The sequence below is a fragment of the Streptomyces huiliensis genome, from assembly GCF_020037025.1.
GTDB classification, from domain to species: Bacteria; Actinomycetota; Actinomycetes; order Streptomycetales; family Streptomycetaceae; genus Streptomyces; species Streptomyces huiliensis.
In genome coordinates, this window is the sequence record NZ_JAIQLH010000063.1 from 25347 (window position 1) to 44720 (window position 19374).

Below are 19374 nucleotides of genomic sequence, written 5' to 3' on the forward strand. Positions count from 1 at the left end.
CACGGCAACGATCAAATGACGCCACGGCTCCGTAGCGGGACATCACCCTGAGTGAACTGGTCGACAGCTCTCCTCATCGGGTTGCATGGGGGTATGGACAACCAGCAGCTCCGCGCCGAAGCCGATGCCATCCTCGCCGAGCTCGTCGGCGCCCCAGCGGGTTCCGCGCGGCTGCGGGAGGACCAGTGGCAGGCCGTGGCGGCCCTGGTCGAGGAGCGCCGGCGGGCCCTGGTGGTGCAGCGCACCGGGTGGGGCAAGTCGGCGGTCTACTTCGTCGCCACCGCGCTGCTCCGCCGCCGCGGCGCCGGCCCTACGGTGATCGTCTCGCCGCTGCTGGCGCTCATGCGCAACCAGGTGGAGGCGGCGGAGCGGGCCGGCATCCGGGCCCGCACCATCAACTCGGCCAACCCCGAGGAGTGGGGCGCGATCCACGAGGAGATCGAACGCGGCGAGACCGACGTCCTCCTCGTCAGCCCGGAGCGCCTCAACTCGGTGGACTTCCGCGAGCAGGCGCTGCCCAAGCTCGCGGCCACGACCGGCCTGCTGGTCGTCGACGAGGCGCACTGCATCTCCGACTGGGGCCACGACTTCCGCCCGGACTACCGCCGGCTGCGTTCCATGCTGGCCGAACTGCCGCCCGGCGTACCGGTCCTGGCCACCACCGCGACCGCCAACGCGCGCGTCACCGCCGACGTGGCCGAGCAGCTGGGCACCGGCGCCGGTGAGGCCCTCGTCCTGCGCGGCCCGCTCGAACGGGAGAGCCTGCGGCTCGGCGTGGTCCGGCTGCCGGACGCCGCCCACCGCCTGGCCTGGCTCGCCGCGCACCTGGACGAGCTGCCCGGCTCCGGGATCGTCTACGCGCTGACGGTGGCCGCGGCCGAGGAGGCCACGGCGTTCCTGCGGCAGCGCGGCTTCCGGGTGGCCTCCTACACCGGCCGCACCGAGAACGCCGACCGGCTGCAGGCCGAGTCGGACCTGCTGGAGAACCGCGTCAAGGCGCTGGTGGCGACCTCGGCGCTCGGGATGGGCTTCGACAAGCCGGACCTCGGCTTCGTGGTGCACCTCGGCTCCCCGTCCTCCCCGATCGCCTACTACCAGCAGGTGGGACGCGCGGGGCGCGGAGTCGAGCACGCCGACGTGCTGCTGCTGCCGGGCCGGGAGGACGAGGCCATCTGGCGCTACTTCGCCGACACGGCGTTCCCGCCCGAGACGCAGGTCCGCCAGACCCTGTCGGCGCTCGCCGACGCGGGACGCCCGCTGTCGGTACCCGCCCTGGAGGCGGCGGTCGACCTCCGGCGCACCCGGCTGGAGACGATGCTGAAGGTCCTCGACGTGGACGGGGCGGTCAAGCGGGTCAAGGGCGGCTGGATCTCCACCGGCGAGCCGTGGGCCTACGACGCCGAGCGGTACGCCTGGGTCGCCCGGCAGCGCGCGGCCGAGCAGCAGGCCATGCGCGACTACGTCAGCACGACCGGATGCCGGATGGAGTTCCTGCGCCGGCAGCTGGACGACGAGGGGGCGGCCCCCTGCGGGCGCTGCGACACCTGCGCGGGTGCCTGGGCCGATCCGTCCGTCCCCGAGGAGGCCCTGGCGGGGGCGGCGAAGGACCTCGACCGCCCGGGAGTCGACGTCGAGCCGCGCCGGATGTGGCCGACGGGCATGGCCGCGCTGGGCATCGACCTCAAGGGGCGCATCGCGGCCGGCGAGCAGTGCTCGCCCGGACGGGCCCTGGGACGGCTGTCGGACATCGGCTGGGGCAACCGGCTGCGCCCGCTGTTGGCCGAGAACGCCCCCGACGCGCCGGTCGGCGACGACGTGCTGCGGGCCGTGGTGACGGTCCTGGCCGACTGGGCGCGCTCGCCGGGCGGCTGGGCGCCGGGCGCCCCGGACGCCGGCGCCCGGCCGGTGGGGGTCGTCGCCGTACCGTCGCTGTCCCGCCCGCGGCTCGTCGGATCCCTCGCGGAGGGCATCGCGGCCGTCGGCCGGCTCCCCTACCTGGGCAGCCTGACGTACACCGGGCCGGACGGCGCGCACACGGCCCGCCGGAGCAACTCCGCGCAGCGCCTCAGGGCGCTGTCCGGCGCTTTCGCGGTCTCCGGCGAGCTGACGGCCGCTTTGAAGGCATCCCCGGGGCCGGTCCTGCTCGTGGACGACTACACCGACTCCGGCTGGACGCTGGCGGTCGCCGCCCGCGTGCTCCGCCAGGCGGGCTGCCGGCAGGTGCTTCCGCTGGTCCTCGCGGTGGCGGGCTGAGTTCTCCGGCGCCGGGCCGAGCCCCGCGCGGAGGCGTCCCCGCCCGCGGTCAGCCGCCGGGAGCCGTCCTCGGCGTCCCCGGCGGCCCGGTCCGGTCCTCGCCGGCCGGCCCGACGATGCGGCGGAGTTCGGCGACGTGCCCGGCGAACGCCCGCCGGCCCTCGGGCGTGAGCGCCACCCAGGTGCGCGGGTACGAGCCGCCGCGCACCTTCGTGACGGTGGCGTACCCCGCCGCCTGGAGCACCTTGACGTGCTTGCTCAGCACCGAGTCGCTCACCTCCAGGGACTCCCGGAGCACGGCGAACTCCATGGCGTCCACGACCGCCAGCATCCCGCAGATCTGCAGGCGGTTGGGCGCGTGGATCACTTCGTCGAAGGCGGGCTCCGTCATCGTCCGGCCCGGATGTCCCGCCGCGCGGCCGCGTCGACCCGGAATCCCGTGAGGACGGTGAGCACTCCGATGACCAGGCCGGCGACGGCGATGGCGTAGTCCACCCCGGCGGCCCACTCGAGGGACATCCCGGTCACCGCGAGGACGGCGAAGGCCAGCGCGTAGACGCCGAAGAGCAGCGTGGCGCCGGGGGTGGCCGTGCAGCGGGCGAGGGACACCCCCGTGGCCTTGCGGGCCGCCAGACTGAGGCCCACGAGCGCCAGGAGGGCCGCGGGGACGACCGTGGACGCCATGCGCAGGCTCATCGACAGGAACAGGAGCGCGAGCAGCGCTCCGAGCCCGACGTGGTACCACCACGGTCCCGCGACGCGGTCCGCGGCCCGGCTCCGGGAGTCGGCCACGACGTCCAGGGCCGCGCGGGCGGAGCGGGGGTCCAGGCTCTCGGGGTTGCGCGAAGTACTTTCCATGACGGAAAGTGCTACAGGACGGCGAGCGGCTTGGCAAGGGGGCCCGGCGAAGGATGACGACTTTCTGACGCGCCCTGGCGCATTCGCCGCGGGCATAGGGATGGCAAACAAAGGTTAAAGCGCCAACGATTGGCAGGAGCGGGATGGCTTGAAAGGTTGCCTCCGCATGTGAGATGATCACTTCGTTGCGGTTACCACAGTTAACGCTCCAGGTGCTGCGGGGGGAACGTGAAGCGCGAGTGTGACGTTGGGGCAGGCGATAGGCTGCCGCCCACTCTGCGGGGAACGCGATTCGGGGGAGTCCGCGCCATTGTCGGGCGCGGAGCGGTGTGACGAATCGTAAGCGGCGTCGTGACGGCGGCCGAAAGGCCGCGCTGCGGCGCTCCTTCGTATTCCCCGGCCCCGAGCTGACGCGCGCGAACCCCGTGCTGCCGGGTGCCGTCCTTCCTTCCCTTTGATGCGGCCCCTTTTTGTTGGCGTCGACGCGGCGGAGAGCCGTTCCTGCCGTGGCCGTATTTCTTTTGTTGTGTGCTGAACAATTGATGCGTGCGTGGTCCGGCGGCCGGAAAGCGTAAGACCGTCTTTCGTCCGGCCGGCCGCGACGTGTGTAAAGCCAATCGACGAGTGGCGCCCGGCCGGCAGCCGGCGCGTTCGCGGTTCTTTTTGTGCACTGGAGGTCCCGTTGACCACCGAGATCCGGCGTGATCACACCCGTGGGTCCCGCTTTCTCGACAAGCCGTGGCTGCCCTGGGGCGGCGCGCCCTCGTCGAGGGACCTCTTCTGCTGGTACGGCCTGTGGTTCGTCTTCGCCTACTCGCTGGCGATGTGGCCGCTCAAGCCCTGGCTCATCGGCACGAACCCGGTGCTGCTGGAAGTGCTCACGGGCAAGCAGAGCGCGATCACCATCGCGGGCGCGTTCGCCCGCGTCGGAGAAGCGCCCCTCGCGCTGGCGGTGGCCGCCGGAATTCTCGGAATGATGAAGTTCGCCTGGCTGTTCTGGCTCGCGGGCCGGCTGTGGGGCGGGAACATCGTGCGGCTCCTCGCCGGTGGTTCGCGCACGGACTCCGCGGAAACCGGGACCCCTTCGCCGGGCGGAATCCGCGGACTGCTGACCCGCGACGCGCCGGCGAGCCGATGGGTCGTCGGCGCCGCGGTCGTCCTCGCCCCGCTCCCGCTGGTCCCGGACGCGCTCGCGTTCGCCTCCGCCGGCTGGCTGGGCCTGAGCCTCCCGGCCTTCCTCCTCCTCGACCTGGCCGGCGCCGCCGCGTGGACCGGGCTGTTCACCGGCCTCGGCTACGCCATCGGGGAACCGGCGGTCGACGTGGCCGAGACCATCTCGGACCACGCCGTCTGGATCTCCCTCCTCGTCGTCGCCGGCGGTCTGCTCCTCCAGCCGGTCCTGCGTCGCCTGCGCACCACCGGGGGCCGGTCGTGACCCTCACCCTCATCGTCAACGACGAGCCGCTGTTCCGGGCCGGCCTGCGCCTGATCATCGAGTCGGCCGGGGACCTCGAAGCCCGGGTGGCGGGCGGTCGCGAGGCCCTCGCCGAAGCGCGGCGATGTCGCCCCGACGTCGTCCTCCTCGACATCCGGGCGGGTGCCACCAACGGGTTCGCCCTGCTCAGGGAGTTGCTGGAGCTGCCAAGCCCGCCGCAGGTGGCCGTGTTGTCGACGCCCGCGGTCGGCGAGTCCGTCGTCACCGCCCTGCGCATGGGAGCGGCGGGCTGCCTGCTCAAGGACACCGGGCCCGAGGAGCTGCTGGCGTCGGTGCGCGCCCTCGCCGTCGGCAACACCGTCCTGTCGACCCTGGCCGCCTCCCTGCTCATGGCGGAGCTGGAGGACGACGTCCAGGACGCCGACGGCGCCTCCGAGGCCCGCCGGCTCACGGCCTCGCTGAGCGCACGGGAGCACGAGGTGCTGGCGATGATGGCCGAGGGGCTGTCCAACGCCGACATCGGGCGGAAGCTGCTGCTCGGCACCGGAACGGTCAAGGACTGCGTCAGCGACATCTTCAACAAGCTCAGGGTCGTCAACCGGGTCCAGGCGGCGGTGATCGCCTACCGGGCGGGTCTCTCCACCGGCACCCGGCAGACGTGCGGCGCCGCCTGACACCGCGCTCCCACCCCCCCCAGCGTCACTCCGCACACCGGCGAGCTCCGGACGGTCGTCCCGTCCGGAGCTCGCCGCGTTTTCCGTACGCGCCCGTCCGGCCGTTCGTCCCCCCAGGACCGGCCGATCGACGTCCATACCCCGCTTTTCTCCAGCCACTTGGCGGTCGGCGCCCGACCTTCGGCAGGTGTTCCGGAACACGGCGATGAACCAGTCTGGTGCCCAGCAAAAGGAACGGGAAACCGGAACGGGGGAAGAAATGACCAGAGCACCCAGGGCCTCGCTCGCGTTCCGGCCGATCGACCTGGACGCATATCCGGACGTGGACGCGCTGCTGGCCCGGCTGGAACTCGGCCCGTTCGTACGCGACTCGGTGTCCGCGCCGGTGGGGCGCAACCACGCCTGGTCCGGCCGTACGGAAAGCGGCCGCGAGGTATTCGTCAAACGCCTCGTGGGATCGGTTCCCGACGTACGGGACCGGATGGACCGCATGCTGACGTTCGAGCGGTTCGCCGGCGGCGTACCCGAACTGACCGCTCACATCCCGGAATTGCTCGGACACGACCGGGCGGCGGGTCTGGTGGCCTTCGCGCACGTGGAGGCGGCGAGCGGGGCCGAGCTGATGGTCGACGAGACCTTCGGTACGGAACTGGCCCACGTCGTGGGGCGGAAGATCGGGGCCCTGCATTCCGCCGCACCCGTCGACGGGATGGATTCCACCCTGCCGGACCTGCCGAAACCCGAACTGCTGCACGCGCTGCCCCTGGGCATGTACAACGAACTGAGCTTCGCCGAACTCGAGGCGTGGCGGCTCATGCAGCGGGACGAGGCGCTGATCAAGGCCGTGGAGAACCTGCGGCACTGGGAATCAGCGGCCCCGCGTACGCCGTCCCACTGCGACTTCCGGGTGGACCAGCTGCTGGTGTGCGACGGCGGGATCCCCGTCATCGCGGACTGGGAGGAATTCCGCCTCGCGGACCCGGCCCGGGACGTGGGCGCCTTCGCGGGGGAATGGCTTTACCGTTCCGTCCTCGACATCGTCACCAACCGGGGGGACGGCGGGGCCGAATTCCCCGACGTCGAGCTGACGCACGCGCAGGTGCTGTCCCGCGGCGCCGAGAAGATCGAGCGCCTGCTGCCCCTCGTCCACGCCTTCTGGCGCGGCTACCGGGCCTGCCGCGAGCCGGATCCTGGCTTCCCCCTCCGGGCCACCGCCTTCGCCGGCTGGCACCTGCTGGACCGGCTCGTCGCCGGCGCGTCACGGGGGCAGCGGCTCACCGGCATCGAGCGGGCGGCCGCGGGAATCGGCCGCGGCGCCCTCATCACTCCCCACAAGTTCGCCGCTCTTCTCGGATTCGAGGAAACGACATGAGCGACCGCCCCGTTTCCCCCGTCCACCCCGTTTCTCCTGATCGTCCGGCTTCCCCCGACCGTCCCGTTTCCCCCGCCCTACTCGAAGCCGCCGCCCGCGTGCACGTGAGCCCGGACCGTTCCCGCGCGACCGTGGGCGAGCAGACCGTCGAGGCGGAGACCCCCAGAGAACTCCGCCGCCTCCTCTCGGACGCGCTCTACCACGAGCTGCACGCCGGGCTGTCGATGGAGGGCAGATCGCTGCCCTTCCGGCTGCGGGACGCCGACTTCGAGGCGGAGCTCGCGGAGGGCGTGCCCCACCGCGAGACGACGCTGCGCGGCCTGGTGCTGGAGGCGGGCGGCGACACCCATGTCGTCGAACTCGGCGGGCTGCGCGTCCGCGTGCTGGCCGAACGCGTCCGCGCCGACGGCACCGTCACCCCCGGCACCGTCGTCGACGTGGTCAACTCGTCCCTCCGCCCCGGCCTTTCGCCCGGTTTCTTCCTGGTCGACGGCACACGCCCGTACCGTTCCCGGGACCTGCTGCGCGTCTACGTCCACATCCGGGACTGGACCGCGGCCCGCGGCGTCTGGCAGACCGCCCTGGAACACCTGGAGGAGCACGGAGCCGCCTACCGGGCGAAGGTGATCTCCAGCAAGCTCCTGTACGCACGGCGGGACGCGCTGGTCGTCTACCTGGACCGGAGCGGCCGGCACCTGGTCGAGGGGCTCGCCGAGGCGGTCGGTGTCCTGCCCGGTATCGGCGCGGACACCTCGGCCTTCACCCGCCGGATCCGGCCCGGTGTGGCCACCGCCTGGGAGCCGCGCGACCCCTCGCCCGGCATGGACAGCCTGAGCTTCGGCCAGCACCGCGCCAGCGTCCTGGCCAGGGCGCTGGTCGAGACGGCCGACGCGCCGGAAGCCTTCCCCCGCGTCCTCCACGACCGGCTGACCGAGGCCAACGTCGACCCCGCAGACCCCTCCCGAAACCTGGACTCACCCGAGTCCTGACCGCCCTTCCGGGCGTGCGGCCCCGGCCCGGGCCGCACGCCCGGAAGGAGAACCACGGAGAGCTGAGGTGTTTCCAGGGGGCGTGCCGCGCCCCCCGGATTCGGCTCAGAGTCCGCCGATTTCTTTGCTTGTTCACGAGAAGGAGCAGTCATGGAGAACAAGACCGCCACCATCACCGACCTGGTCGCCGGCTACAGCGCCTACACCGAGGCCGGCGAGCTGAACGTCAGCGCCGCCGCCGGTGCCCCCGCCACCACCTGGATCTGCGCCTCGGTGGCCGTCTCCCGCACCAGCTCGGTCCGGTGCAGCGCCGCCGTCAGCGCGGCCAGCGGCGCCACCTACGAGTGGACCTGCTGACGAGCCCCACCGGGCTCACCGCACCTTTCCTCATTCACAGTTGAAAAGGATGTGCCTTATGAAGACCACCGCCATCATGGAGCTCGTCGCCGGCTACGAGACGTACGCCGAGTCCGCCGAGCTGGAGCTCGACGCGGCCGTTCCGGCCCCGGCGAGCACCCCCGTCTGCGGTGCCGCGGCCGTCTCCTGGATCGCCAGCCAGTTCGGCGCCAAGACCTACTCGGGCGGCTGCTGATCACCAGCCGCCCCGGGTGACCGGTCACCGGACACCCAGGTCAGAGCCGGTGCGGGCCGCCTACCCGGCGGCCCGCACCGGGTCTTCATACGACACTTCCGACCAACGTGACCAACGCGACCAACGCAGCACATCTCTCTGGGGGCATGGGCATGGACGACCTCGCACGGGTCGAACACCTCACGGATCTGGCCGACCTTCTGCGACCGTCCGCGGTACGCGCGGCGGCGACGCTCGGCGTGGCCGACCACATCGCCGCGGGCACCCACGACACGCCGTCGCTCGCGCGGCTCTGCGGCGCCCGTCCGGACGTCCTCGACGCCCTGCTGCGCTACCTGGTCTCGCTCGGCCTGCTGGACCGCGACGGCGACGGCCGGTACGCGCTGCGCGAAGCCGCCCGCCCGCTCCTCGACGACCACCCCTTCACCCTGCGCGAGGCCCTCCGCCTGGACGGCGTCGCCGGCCGGTCGGACATGGCCCTGGTGGACCTCGTCCACACCGTGCGCACCGGAGAACCCGCCCACGTCGGCCTGTTCGGCCGCGGCTACTGGGACAGCCTCAACGAGGACCCGCGCCACGTCGAGGCCATCGAACGCGCCGCCTCGGGGCAGCTCGCCTTCGACGCGGAGATCATCTTCGACGGCTACGACTGGGCGTCCGTCCGCAGCGTGGCCGACATCGGCGGCAACAGCGGCACCATCCTCACCGGCCTCCTCAACCGCCACCCCCACCTCCACGGCACCCTGGTCGACCTGCGGAGCGTCGCCGGGGTCGCCGCCCGGAACATCGCCGACTCCGGCCTGGCCGACCGCTGCGAGGTAGCGCCGGGCAGCTTCTTCGACCCGCTGCCCGCCGGCCGGGACGTCTACCTCCTCTCCGCGATCCTCGGCGACTGGGACGACGACCAGGCCGTCGCGATCCTGCGCCGCTGCGCCGAGGCGGCCGGGAGCACCGGGAGGATCCTGCTGGCCGACGTCAACCTCGACGTGGTCATGCGGGGCGAGGAAGCCGCCCGTACGGAACTGTGGCTGCGGGCCATGATGCCCACGCCCGTACGGACCGTGGCCGACCTCAAGCGGCTCGGGGACGCCGCGGGGCTGCGCGTGTCGTGGGAGGGGCCCGCCACCCCGGTCCGGTCGCTGATCGAGTTCTCGGCCCGGGAGGCCGCGGCATGAGCACCGAGGCAACGACAGCGGGTCGTAAAGAAACGACGGCCGCGGCAACAGGCCGTACGGACACGACGACCGCGGCAACGGGCCGCAGGGGCACGACGACCGCGGCAACAGACCGTACGGACACGACGTCCGCCGCAACCGACCACCCGGACCCGACGACCGCGAAGACGGACGAGCCCCCACCCAGGCTCCTCATCCTCCGCGAGATCTTCGACGGCAGGCGCCTGAAGCTCACCGGCATCCTCACCCTGGCCCTCCTCTCCACGGCGGCGACCCTCGTCCTGCCCTGGACGGTCGGCAAGCTGCTGCAGGCCATCCAGGACGACAGCGGCCTGGCCAAGTGGACCTGGCTGATGGTCGCCGTCGGCGTCGGCTCCGGCGCGGCCAACGCCCTGGCCACCTACTCGTTGTCCCGGATGGGCCACCAACTGGTCTGCCGGCTGCGGATCCGCAGCATGCGGCACGCCATCGGCCTGAAGCTCCACACCGCCCGCCGGGAGGGCACAGGAAACCTGGCGTCCCGGCTCACCGCGGACGCCTCCGCGATCAAGGGTGTCGTCGACATCGGCCCGACGCAGTTGCCGATGGCCGTGGTCACCCTGCTCGGCACCATGGTGATCATGGGGTGGCTGGACTGGATCCTGCTTCTCATCACCCTCGGGGCGTTCCTCGCCGCGCTGGGTGTCGTCGCCGTGGTGTTCACCGCGCTGCGCCGCAAGTACCTGTCGATCCAGAACGAAGTGGGCGCGCTCACCGAGCACTTCGTCGCCACGATGGAGGCCCTGACCGTCATCAAGGCGCACCGCGCGGAGCGGGCGGTCTCGGGGCGGCTCGGCGCCGCCGCGGAGCGGGTCGCCCGGTACGAGATCGGCGCGTCCGGGCTGGAAGCCCTGCTCGTGCCCGTCATCAACCTGGGCCAGCAGGTCGCCCTGGTGGCCGTCATCCTGGGCGGTGGCGCCCGCATGACCAACGGCGACCTGGACCTCAGCACGTTCGTGTCGTTCCTGCTCTACCTCTTCCAGCTCACCGCCCCGCTGATCATGGCGATTTCGAGCATGAGCACCATCCAGATGGGACTGGCCTCCCGCAAGCGCTTCGACGACCTCTTCGCCCTGCCGTCCGAGTTCCTGCCGTCCGAGTCCCTGCCGTCCGAAAAGCCGTCGTCCGGAACCGCAACGCCCGAAGGCACCGCGAACGCGCCGGCGTCCCGCAAGCCGCTGCCCACCGTCGAGGGCGCCCCCGCCGTCCGCTTCGAGAAGGTGGACTTCGCCTACGGCACGGAACCCGTCCTGCGCGAGGTCGACCTCACCGTCCCCGCCACCGGACTGACCGCCATGGTCGGACTCTCCGGCTCCGGCAAGTCCACCGTCCTCGGCCTGGTCGAACGGTTCATGGACCCGGGGGAGGGCCGGATCGAGGTGTTCGGCCACAGCGTCGACCGGTGGCCGCTGTCCGAACTGCGCGGCCGGCTCGCCTACGTCGACCAGGGCTCCACCCTCCTGCGCGACACCGTCCGCCACAACCTCACCCTCGGCCAGGAGAAGCCGGCGGACGACGCGACCCTGCTGCGCGCCCTGCGGAACGTCGGGCTCGCCGGGGAGATCGACCGGCTGCCGGACGGCCTGGACACCGTGCTGGGCGGCGCCCACGACCTGTCCGGCGGCCAGCGGCAGCGCCTGGCCCTGGCCCGGGCGAGCCTGTCCGACGCCCCCCTCGTCCTGCTCGACGAGCCGTCCTCGCAACTGGACAGCCTCAACGAGAAGCGGCTCCGCGCACTCGTCGACGAGATCAGCCGCGACCGCGCCGTCCTCGTCGTCGCCCACCGCATCTCCACCGTGCAGCACGCCGACCACGTGATCGTGATGGACGGCGGCCGGGTGACGGCCCAGGGCCGGCACGACGACCTGATGCGCACGAGCCCCATGTACGCGGAACTGGTCCGCGGACAGGAACTGGGCAACTCCGAGACGACGCCCCCGGCCCTGGCGGGAGACCACCGATGACCGCGTACTCGATCCTGACCCCCTTCGTCCCCTTCCGCCCGGAACCCCTGCTGCCGTACGCGGCGCTCACCCAGTGGAGCGACGCGCACCGCCTCTGGCAGGGCCAGTCCCTGCTGAACGACCCGTTCCACGACTTCCTGCACGCGGCCGCCGCCGGTTTCCGCGTCCCCACCGGCACCGGCGTTACCCTGATGCCCCTGCGCCACCCCCAACAGGCGGCCGTCCAGGCCCAGTCGCTCGCCGTCGCCTCCGGCCATCCGGTGGTGGCGGGCTTCGGGCCCGGCGCGATGTCGTTCCAGAAGAGCATGCTGGGCGCGCCGTACGGCAGCCAGCTCGGTGCCGTACGCGAGTACGTCGCCATCATGCGGGCCCTCCTGGAGAAGGGCGAAGCGGACCACGCCGGCACGTACTTCACCTGCCACTCCGAGCTCCCCGCCGTGCCCCGGCCGCCGGTCGAGATCGGCCTCGGTGTGCTGCGCCCCCGGATGGCCCGGCTCGCCGGCGAGATCGCCGACGTCGCGATCACCTGGCTGACCCCGGCGCCGTACGTGCGCGACGTCGTGCTGCCGGCGCTCAGGGCCGGCGCCGAGGCCGCGGGCCGCCCGGTGCCCCGGGTGGTCGCGATCGTCCCGCTGGCGCTGGCGAAGCCGGACCGCGACGCGGTCGAGCTGGCGGGCGTCAGCAACACCGGCCACACCATGCTGCCGCACTACGCCGACATGCTCGGCCGGGCCGGCATCGAGACCTCCCGGACCGATCCGCGCGGCAACGCCGAGGCGTTGGTGGCCGGCGGCGCCTTCCTCTACGGCGGTGAGCGGGAACTGGTCGCGAGGTTGCGGGAGTACGAGGAGGCGGGCGCCGACGAGATCGTCCTGAACGTCACCGGCGTCCACATGCGCTACGGCCAGCAGGCCTCCCTCGGCGAGTTGGAGACTCTCCTCGGGGCGGTGGCGCGATGATCGCCGAGCCGTACGACGAGGCGTACGCGGAACTGCCCACTCCGGACATCCGCCGGCTCCTGGTCGTCGTCACCGGTTCCGCCTACGCCTGGTCCACCCCGTACTGGCTGGAGTGGCTGCGCATGCACTGCCCCGAGCTGGAGGTCAGGGTCGTCATGACCCGCAGCGCCGAGCGGTTCGTGACGCGGCAGGCGGTCGCCGCCCGTGTCGGCGGGGCGGTCGCGGCCGACGTCTGGCCCGAGGACGAGTCCACCGCCCGGCACGTCGAGTGGGCGGAGTGGGCCGAGGCCGTGCTCGTCTACCCGGCGACCCTGCACTTCATGGCCCGGCTCGCGCTGGGACTGGCGGACAGCCCCGCCCTGCTGGCCGCCCAGAGCACCCGGGCGCCCGTCGCGCTGGCGCCCGCCCTGCCGCCGGGCGCGCTGGAAGGCGAGGCCGTCCGGCGGCACTGGGCGGCGCTGGCGGCCCGGCCGAACGTCGTGCTCGTACCGCCCGTCCCCGGACGCAGCCTGACCACGGGCCGGGAGGACGCGTGGGTGCCGCCGCCGCTGCCGGAGGCGCTCCGCCTGCTCGTGGAGCACCTCGACCGGACGGCGCCGGCGCTCCCCGCGGACGCCGCCGAGCCCGGGACCGAGTTCGGCACCGGGCTCCTGCGGACCTCCGTCCACCCGCTGCCGTCCGGCGGCGCCCGCTGGCGCCGGACGCCCGGCCCGCTCGCGCCCGCCCCCTTCGCGCCGACGGACGCCGAACCGTACGGACTCCTGCGCGGCGTCGGCGACCTCGGCGGCGTCCGGCCGGCCCTCGGCGTCCCCCACGGCCCCGCCAGGCTGTACGACGTCGGGGCCGAGGTCTCCGCCGCCCACGTGCTGCTGCACGAGGGTCCCGTCGCGGACCTGGAGAAGCCCCTGCACGGCCTGGGCCGGCTGCTGAACGCCGTCCACGGCCTGCGGCCTCCCGCCGGAGCGCCCGCCGGCCCCCCGCGCGGCTGGCGCCGGCTCGGCGACTGGCTGGCCGGGCGCGCCGTGAGCCCCCGCGCGGCCTGCGCCCAGGCGCAGCTGCGCCGCGGCCTGGGCGAGGAGCGCTGGGCGAAGGCGCTCGCCTGGTACGAGCGGACGGTGACCGACCCCGACGTCACGCTCGCGCACGGTTCCCCGGGCCTCGGGTCGCTCGTCGTCGACCGCGCCACGGGCGGCACCGACCTGCTCACCGGAGAGGACCTCGGCACCGCGCCCTGGTACGTCGACCTGGGCTGGGTGGTCGGCGAACTCGTCGAGCTGCAATGGCAGGTGGGCGGCGACAAGGGGGCGTGGCAGTCGCTCACCGACGCGCTGTTCGAGGGCTACGGCCGGGACCTGGGGCCGGAGTGGAACGCGGTACCCGTGCTGCGGATCCTGCTCCACGTCCACGACATCGCCGCCTACCTCGACGACTTCGAACACGGCTTCACCCACTACCGCGACTTCCTCCGATTCCTCATCGACCTTCAGTAAGGAGGAGCCCTGGATGGCAGACGAGACACGCGAGGCACCTCGCATGCGCAAGGCGACCCTCCGGAACGGCCTGCGGGTGGTCGTCGAGCGCCACCCGGGATCCCCGCGTACCGCGGTCTGCGTGCACTACGGCGTCGGCTACCGGTCCGAGCGGCCCGAGCGGGAAGGTTTCGCCCACCTCTTCGAGCACCTGATGTTCCGAGGCAGCGCGAACCTCCCGACGGACGGTTTCTTCGCGCACGTCCACCCCGTGGGCGGCCTGGCCAACGGCACCACTCACCAGGACTACACCGACTACCACCAGCTCGTCCCCGGGGCGGCCCTGGAGCGGGCGCTGTTCGCCGAGGCCGACCGGATGCGGGCACCGGTGTTCACCGAGCAGACCCTGGCCGAGCAGCTCGACGGCATAGCGACCGAGATCCACCAGGCCGTGACCGCCCGCCCGTACGGCGGACTGCCGTGGCCGCTGCTGCCCGGCGTGGTCTTCGACCGCTTCGCCAACGCGCACGACGGCTACGGGACCGTGGACCGGCTCCGTACGGCCACCGTCGCCGAGTGCGAGGAGTTCTTCCGGGAGCACTACGCGCCCGGCAACGCGGTGCTCACCGTGGTCGGCGACCACGACCCCGACGACGTACTGGCCCTCGCCGAGCGGCACTTCGGCGACATCCCGGCCCGCCCGTTCGCCCCCGCCCCGGACCTGCGCGAGCCCGTCCCCGCCCGGGACCGCTGGGTGACGTGCACCGAACCGGAGGTCACCGCGGCGGCGTTCGCCGTCGGCCACCGGCTGCCCGACCCGCGGACGGCCACGGCGGACTACCTGGCGTACGTCGTCCTGGCCGAAATGATCAACCACCACGGGCTGGAGGGCCTCCAGGCGGCGTCGGCCGCCTGCGGCGTCTTCGGACCGCTCGACGCCAGGGACCCCGACCTCCTGGTCGTCACCGCCCTCGTGCCCCCGATGGTCCCGCCCCGGCGGGCGGTGGAGGCCCTGACCGACGGGTGGGCCTCCTACGCCGACGACCCGGACTTCGCGGCCCGCCAGGAGCAGGCGGTACGGCGCCTGGTCACCCGGCACCACCGCGAACACGCCGACGCCTACACGCGCGGCCGTGCCCTCGGGCGCCTGGAACTGCTCTTCGGCCGGGCCGAACTGCTGGACGCCCACCCGGGACTGCTGGCCGGCACCGGCCCCGATCGGGTCGCCGACGCGGCCCGGCGCCTGGGCACGGCGGCGAAGGGCGTCCTCGTCATGGTTCCCGGGGAGACGCGGAGCCGCCCGGCCCCGATACAGGCGCCCGCGACCGCCGCCACCGCCCCCGCCGTCCCGCCGACCGCTACCGGCTCCTCCCGGCCGGTCCTGGTGCCGGTGCCCGTGCCGGGTGAGCAGCCCGCGCCGCGGCACGGCCCCAGGTGCGAGACCACCCTCCCCGGGGGGATACGCCTCGTGGCCGTCCGGGACGGCCGGTCCCCGCTGGTGGAGCTGCGGCTGCGGCTGCCGCTCGGCGAGGCGGGATGGCGGCACCCCCAGGAGGCCGCCGCCCTCGTCCGGCTGCTCGCCGGGCGCCACGGGAGCGCGGCCCGCGCCGAGGCCGAGGGCGGGAGCTTCCAGGCGACCACCGACGGCGAGTGGCTCGACGTCACCGGCTACACCCTCCCCGAGAAGGCGTCCGGCTGGCTGGAGTCGCTCGCCGCGCTGGCCGAGCCCCTGGACGCCGTGCCGGTCCCCGCCGGCCGCCCCGGTCGGCACCACGACCCCGGCCGGGTGCTGGACGCGGCCCTGCGCCGCCACTGGTCGGCCGGCCGGGAGCCGCTCGCCCGCCCCCTGGACCTCGGCGCGGTGCACCGGTCCCTGGTGACGGGCGGCGGCGCCCTGGTCGCCGTGGGCGACCTGGACCCCGAGCGCTTCGCCGCCGACGCCCGACGGGCGCTGTCCGCCTGGCCGGCTCCCCGGCCGGCGCCGGACTCCGTGCCTGCCACCCCCGGAGGCGTACTGGAACTGCACCACCCCGCATCGGACGCCGTGCACCTCACCCTGAGCGCGCCGGAACCGGCGGGCGACCCCGCCGCGGCCGACCGCTACCTGGCCACGGCGATGGTCGGCGCCCACTACCTGTCGCGGCTGTCGGCCCACGCCTCCGGCACGGATCTCGACCACACGCTCGTCGCCGGACGCGACGTCTGCCTCGGCACCCACCGCGTCTTCATCAGGCTCACCCTGCCCCGGCGGGACGCGGCCCGCGGCGTCCGGAGCGTCCGGGAGGGCCTGCGGACCCTCCTGGCCGTGCCGGTCACCGAGGCCGAACTGGAACCGGTCCGCACCTTCTGCGCCGGCCAGCTGCTCGGGGCCTTCGACTCCCCGGCGGCCAAAGCCGACCTGCTGCGCGACGGCGTGTCGGCGGGCCGCCCGGCGAACTGGGCCGAGCGCCTGCCCGCCCTCCTCCGGCAGGTCACGGCGGCCGAGGTCGGCACCGCGTGCGCGACGCTGTTCGCGGCGGACGCCATGACCCTGGTCGCCCTCGGCGCCCCGGGACCGGTCGCCGAGGCGGTGAGCGCGTGGTGAGAGCGCCGGGAGCGAGCCGGGGCGGGCCGGCCGGGTTCCCCGGGTGACCTCGCCCCGCGCCGCCGGCCCGGGAGGCTCTGCCCGGGCGGTCGGCCCCGGAGATCCTGCCCGCACGGCCGGCTCGGGGGACAGACCTGCGGATCGTCGTCGGCGTCCTCTCCCCGGACGCTCCGGAAGCCTCGCGACGGTGGCGAGCGGACGTCGTGGTGATCGGCGCCACGGCGTGAGGCGGAACCGGTGTCCTGCCCGTGGCGTGACCTCGATGGTGCGGACCCGGTCGCTCGTCGCCTCCGGCGTGGTCGTGGATCCCGACACTCTGCCGGGGCGAGTTCCTCTCGCTCGATGTGCGTGCGCGCACTGATGCTGGGAGCGCGTTCTCAGCCGTACGGTCGCGGACGCCATGCGGACCGCGCACTGCGAGGGCCGGTACGTCGGCGAGGAGACCACCGCCGATGCCCTCGCCGACGCCCTCGCCGACGCCCTCGCCGACGCCCTCGCCGACGCCCTCGGCGCGCGCCAAGAGGCGGGCCGTGAGCCGATCAGGCGGCGAGCCCGACGACCTTCCGGGCTCGCCGCGGCCGACTCCACCGGTGCCGGAGCCCGGGCCGCCGCGCAAAGCCGGTCCTGCCGGGCTGACGCACCCGGAGACCTCGCGGCGAGGGCCCCACTGGGACCCGCGGCCGTGTCACCTCTGCCCAACACCCAACACCCAACATCCATCGGCCGACAGCCACCATCACCATCCACAGGCGTTCGTACGATGATCTGCCGCCGTTTTCCACAGGCCTGGCGGCCCCCGACCGCCCTGCGGGACGCTCGGCGCATGGCCGATCACGACGAATCAGCGAGCTCTCCGCACTCGCCCGCCACCGACCGGGATCCGTGGGCACCCGAGCACGTCACCCTCCGCAGCCCGGCGGAACTGGCCGACGCGCTGCCCTACCTACTGGGCTACCACCCGAATGACAGCGTCGTCCTCATGGCCCTGTACGGCGAGGACAGACGCTTCGGCGGCCGGCTGCGCCTGGGCATCCCGGCGCCCGACGACTGGCCGGACGTGTCCGACCAGCTCGCGGAGACGCTCGTCACCGCCTGTCTCAAGCGCGGCGCCCGGCCCGACGGGATCGTCGTCTACCTCTGCCAGGACCCAGCGGACGGCGAGACGTCCGCGGCCGTGATGGAACGGCTGCGCCCGTTCGCGCAGCGCCTGCGGATCGCCTGCGGCGCCCTGGACGTGCCCGTGATCGACGCGCTGTGCCTCTCGGACGGCCGCTTCTGGTCCTACTGCTGCTCCGACCTCCGCTGCTGCCCGCCCGAGGGCGCGCCCATGGCACTGCCCGGCACCACGGTCATGGCAGCGGCCGCCACCTACGCCGGCGTCCGCGTGCGCGGAACCCTGCGCGAGATGGAGGCCCGGCTGAGCCCGCGCGCCGGCCACTGGGCCGACGGGCAGCGGCGCGCCCTGGACGCCGCCACCGCCCGCCTGGTGCCGCGCTTCCTCGGCGGCGACCACGAGGCGGCGCGCCAGGAGACCGTGGACCTGGCGGAGCGGCTGTTCGAACGTTTCCACGCGACACCGGCCGGAGCGGACGGGATCGAGTCCGACACCCGGGACGACGCGCTCCTGACGGAGGACGAGGCCGCCACGCTCGTCATCGGCCTCCAGGACCGCGTCGCCCGGGACCGCGCCGCCGAGTGGATGGAGGGCCCGCGCACCCAGGCGGTGCTACGCCTCTGGCGCGCCCTCGCCCGGCGGTGCGTCCCGCCGTACACGGAGCACGCCGCCGCCCCGCTGACCCTCGCCGGCTGGGTGGCCTGGTCCAGTGGCGAACAGGCCGAGGCGAGGGTCGCCCTCGGCCGCGCTCTGACCGCCGACCCCGACTACCTCTTCGCCCGACTCCTCCACCACGCCTGCAACGAGGGACTTGACCCGGAGACCCTGCGGGACTGCCTCCGCCAGGAGCGCGCCGAACGCGCCGAACGCGCCGAACGCGCTGACCGCGCCGTCTGCGAGGCCGCCCGCGCGGCGGCCGAAGAGGGAACGCCGCACGAGCCACAGCCGTCCGCTCCCTCCACAGCAAAGACAGCCGCCCCACGGACACGCCGACGGAAGCCCTCCAACAACACCCCGCGCCCGAAACGCCCGGCCGACGCCCCTCCCACCAGCGGCCCCGCAGGCAAACCCCGCCCCCGACGACAGCCGACCCGCCGCGCCGCCCGCGACCGCCAGTGAAGGCGGCACCGCGCGTCCGAAACGGCCGGTCGGTGCCTCCCGTCGACAGCCCCGCGGGACAAGCCCCGGCCCCGACGGCAGCCGGCTCGCCGCGTATCCGCGACTGCCTGGGCCGCGGGGCCCTGGGCCAGGAACGGCCGCCCGATGCCCCTCCCGTCGGTGGCTCCGCGGGCACCCCGCCCCCGGCGACAGCCGGCCCGCCGCCCCACTCGCGACCGCCGGTGAAGGCGGCACCGCGCGTCCGAAACGGCATGGCGACGCCCCTCCCGCCGGTGGTCTTGCGGTCAGACCCCGATTCGGCGGCATCCGGCTCGCTGCGCTGCCCGCGACTGCGGGTGACGGCGGGCCCGGGGGGGGCGAAGGGGTCGGCCGATACCCCTCCCGCTGGCGGCCCCTTGGGTAGACCCCGACCCCGCCCCCGACGGCAGCCGGTACACCCGCGCTACCCGCGACCGCCGGTGACGCCGGGCCGCGGGTCGGGAGCGGCCGACTGACGCCGCTCCCGCCGCCGGTCCCGTGGTCGGGCCCCGGGCCCTGGCGGCAGCCGACCCGCCGCCGCACCCGCGACCGCCGGCGACGCCGGGCCGGGCGTCCGATGCGTCCGACCGCCGCCGCTCCCGAGGCCAGCCCCCGGGTTCCGGCGGCAGCCGGCCCGCCGCCGTGCCCCGCGACCGCCGGTGACTGCGGTCACATGCGCAGCGCCGTGACCTCGGCGGCTCCGCCGCCGTTCACCTGTGTGGCCCTCCTTTTCGTCCGACGTCCCGGCCCGTGACCTCCC

Annotated in this window: 15 protein-coding genes; 13 read left to right on the forward strand and 2 right to left on the reverse strand. The window is 74.0% G+C overall.

Annotated features, from left to right (window positions below; translation table 11 throughout):
• The first annotated feature begins 93 nt into the window (after positions 1–93).
• Entirely contained in the window at positions 94–2253 is a 2160-nt protein-coding gene (locus tag JNW98_RS13715; RefSeq protein WP_223768465.1) for a RecQ family ATP-dependent DNA helicase, read from the forward strand.
• A gap of 49 nt (positions 2254–2302) precedes the next feature.
• Here the strand turns inward: JNW98_RS13715 and JNW98_RS13725 are convergent, their stop codons facing one another.
• Positions 2303–2644, reverse strand: coding sequence for a winged helix-turn-helix domain-containing protein (locus JNW98_RS13725; protein WP_223768466.1), 342 nt, complete (start codon positions 2642–2644; stop codon positions 2303–2305).
• Entirely contained in the window at positions 2641–3111 is a 471-nt protein-coding gene (locus JNW98_RS13730; RefSeq protein ID WP_223768467.1) for a hypothetical protein, read from the reverse strand. Before JNW98_RS13730 ends, JNW98_RS13725 begins: the two co-directional genes overlap by 4 nt.
• Positions 3112–3793: 682 nt before the next feature.
• Here JNW98_RS13730 and JNW98_RS13735 point away from each other — a divergent pair.
• The 12 genes from JNW98_RS13735 (at position 3794) to JNW98_RS13790 (ending at position 18596) form a co-directional block, all read left to right on the forward strand.
• Positions 3794–4546: a hypothetical protein gene (locus JNW98_RS13735; protein WP_223768468.1), complete on the forward strand. Its 753-nt coding sequence runs from the start codon at positions 3794–3796 to the stop codon at positions 4544–4546.
• Complete coding sequence (locus JNW98_RS13740; protein WP_223768469.1) at positions 4543–5220, forward strand: response regulator; 678 nt, start codon at positions 4543–4545, stop codon at positions 5218–5220. The genes JNW98_RS13735 and JNW98_RS13740 overlap by 4 nt, the downstream gene beginning before the upstream one ends.
• 259 nt (positions 5221–5479) lie before the next feature.
• Positions 5480–6592, forward strand: coding sequence for a class V lanthionine synthetase subunit LxmK (gene lxmK / locus JNW98_RS13745; protein ID WP_223768470.1), 1113 nt, complete (start codon positions 5480–5482; stop codon positions 6590–6592).
• A gap of 131 nt (positions 6593–6723) precedes the next feature.
• Entirely contained in the window at positions 6724–7581 is an 858-nt protein-coding gene (locus tag JNW98_RS13750; RefSeq protein ID WP_223768471.1) for a T3SS effector HopA1 family protein, read from the forward strand.
• Positions 7582–7731: 150 nt separating this feature from the next.
• The gene (locus tag JNW98_RS13755) at positions 7732–7938 is read left to right on the forward strand and encodes an LxmA leader domain family RiPP (protein WP_223768472.1); all 207 of its coding nucleotides are present in this window, start codon (positions 7732–7734) and stop codon (positions 7936–7938) included.
• A 58-nt stretch (positions 7939–7996) separates the two neighbouring features.
• Entirely contained in the window at positions 7997–8173 is a 177-nt protein-coding gene (locus tag JNW98_RS13760) for an LxmA leader domain family RiPP (protein ID WP_223768473.1), read from the forward strand.
• Between the two features lie 107 nt (positions 8174–8280).
• A complete protein-coding gene (locus JNW98_RS13765; RefSeq protein WP_223768474.1) occupies positions 8281–9348 on the forward strand; it encodes a methyltransferase in 1068 nt (355 codons plus the stop codon).
• A complete protein-coding gene (locus JNW98_RS13770) occupies positions 9345–11351 on the forward strand; it encodes an ABC transporter ATP-binding protein (protein ID WP_223768475.1) in 2007 nt (668 codons plus the stop codon). The genes JNW98_RS13765 and JNW98_RS13770 overlap by 4 nt, the downstream gene beginning before the upstream one ends.
• Positions 11348–12310 (forward strand): LLM class flavin-dependent oxidoreductase, encoded by a 963-nt coding sequence (locus JNW98_RS13775; RefSeq protein WP_223768476.1) that lies wholly within the window; start codon positions 11348–11350, stop codon positions 12308–12310. The genes JNW98_RS13770 and JNW98_RS13775 overlap by 4 nt, the downstream gene beginning before the upstream one ends.
• Positions 12307–13800 (forward strand): flavoprotein, encoded by a 1494-nt coding sequence (locus JNW98_RS13780; protein WP_223768477.1) that lies wholly within the window; start codon positions 12307–12309, stop codon positions 13798–13800. The genes JNW98_RS13775 and JNW98_RS13780 overlap by 4 nt, the downstream gene beginning before the upstream one ends.
• A gap of 13 nt (positions 13801–13813) precedes the next feature.
• The gene (locus tag JNW98_RS13785) at positions 13814–16363 is read left to right on the forward strand and encodes a M16 family metallopeptidase (protein ID WP_223768478.1); all 2550 of its coding nucleotides are present in this window, start codon (positions 13814–13816) and stop codon (positions 16361–16363) included.
• 823 nt (positions 16364–17186) lie between these two features.
• On the forward strand, positions 17187–18596 hold the full coding sequence (locus JNW98_RS13790) for a DUF4192 domain-containing protein (protein ID WP_223768479.1): 1410 nt from the start codon (positions 17187–17189) through the stop codon (positions 18594–18596).
• Positions 18597–19374: the final 778 nt, after the last annotated feature.

Coding starts and splice junctions, on each gene's coding strand:
- JNW98_RS13775 (WP_223768476.1), top strand. CDS start 11,348: ATGACCGCGTACTCGATCCTGACCCCCTTCGTCCCCTTCCGCCCGGAA.
- JNW98_RS13730 (WP_223768467.1), bottom strand. CDS start 3,111: ATGGAAAGTACTTCGCGCAACCCCGAGAGCCTGGACCCCCGCTCCGCC.
- JNW98_RS13785 (WP_223768478.1), top strand. CDS start 13,814: ATGGCAGACGAGACACGCGAGGCACCTCGCATGCGCAAGGCGACCCTC.
- JNW98_RS13715 (WP_223768465.1), top strand. CDS start 94: ATGGACAACCAGCAGCTCCGCGCCGAAGCCGATGCCATCCTCGCCGAG.
- JNW98_RS13790 (WP_223768479.1), top strand. CDS start 17,187: ATGGCCGATCACGACGAATCAGCGAGCTCTCCGCACTCGCCCGCCACC.
- lxmK (WP_223768470.1), top strand. CDS start 5,480: ATGACCAGAGCACCCAGGGCCTCGCTCGCGTTCCGGCCGATCGACCTG.
- JNW98_RS13770 (WP_223768475.1), top strand. CDS start 9,345: ATGAGCACCGAGGCAACGACAGCGGGTCGTAAAGAAACGACGGCCGCG.
- JNW98_RS13725 (WP_223768466.1), bottom strand. CDS start 2,644: ATGACGGAGCCCGCCTTCGACGAAGTGATCCACGCGCCCAACCGCCTG.
- JNW98_RS13780 (WP_223768477.1), top strand. CDS start 12,307: ATGATCGCCGAGCCGTACGACGAGGCGTACGCGGAACTGCCCACTCCG.
- JNW98_RS13755 (WP_223768472.1), top strand. CDS start 7,732: ATGGAGAACAAGACCGCCACCATCACCGACCTGGTCGCCGGCTACAGC.
- JNW98_RS13760 (WP_223768473.1), top strand. CDS start 7,997: ATGAAGACCACCGCCATCATGGAGCTCGTCGCCGGCTACGAGACGTAC.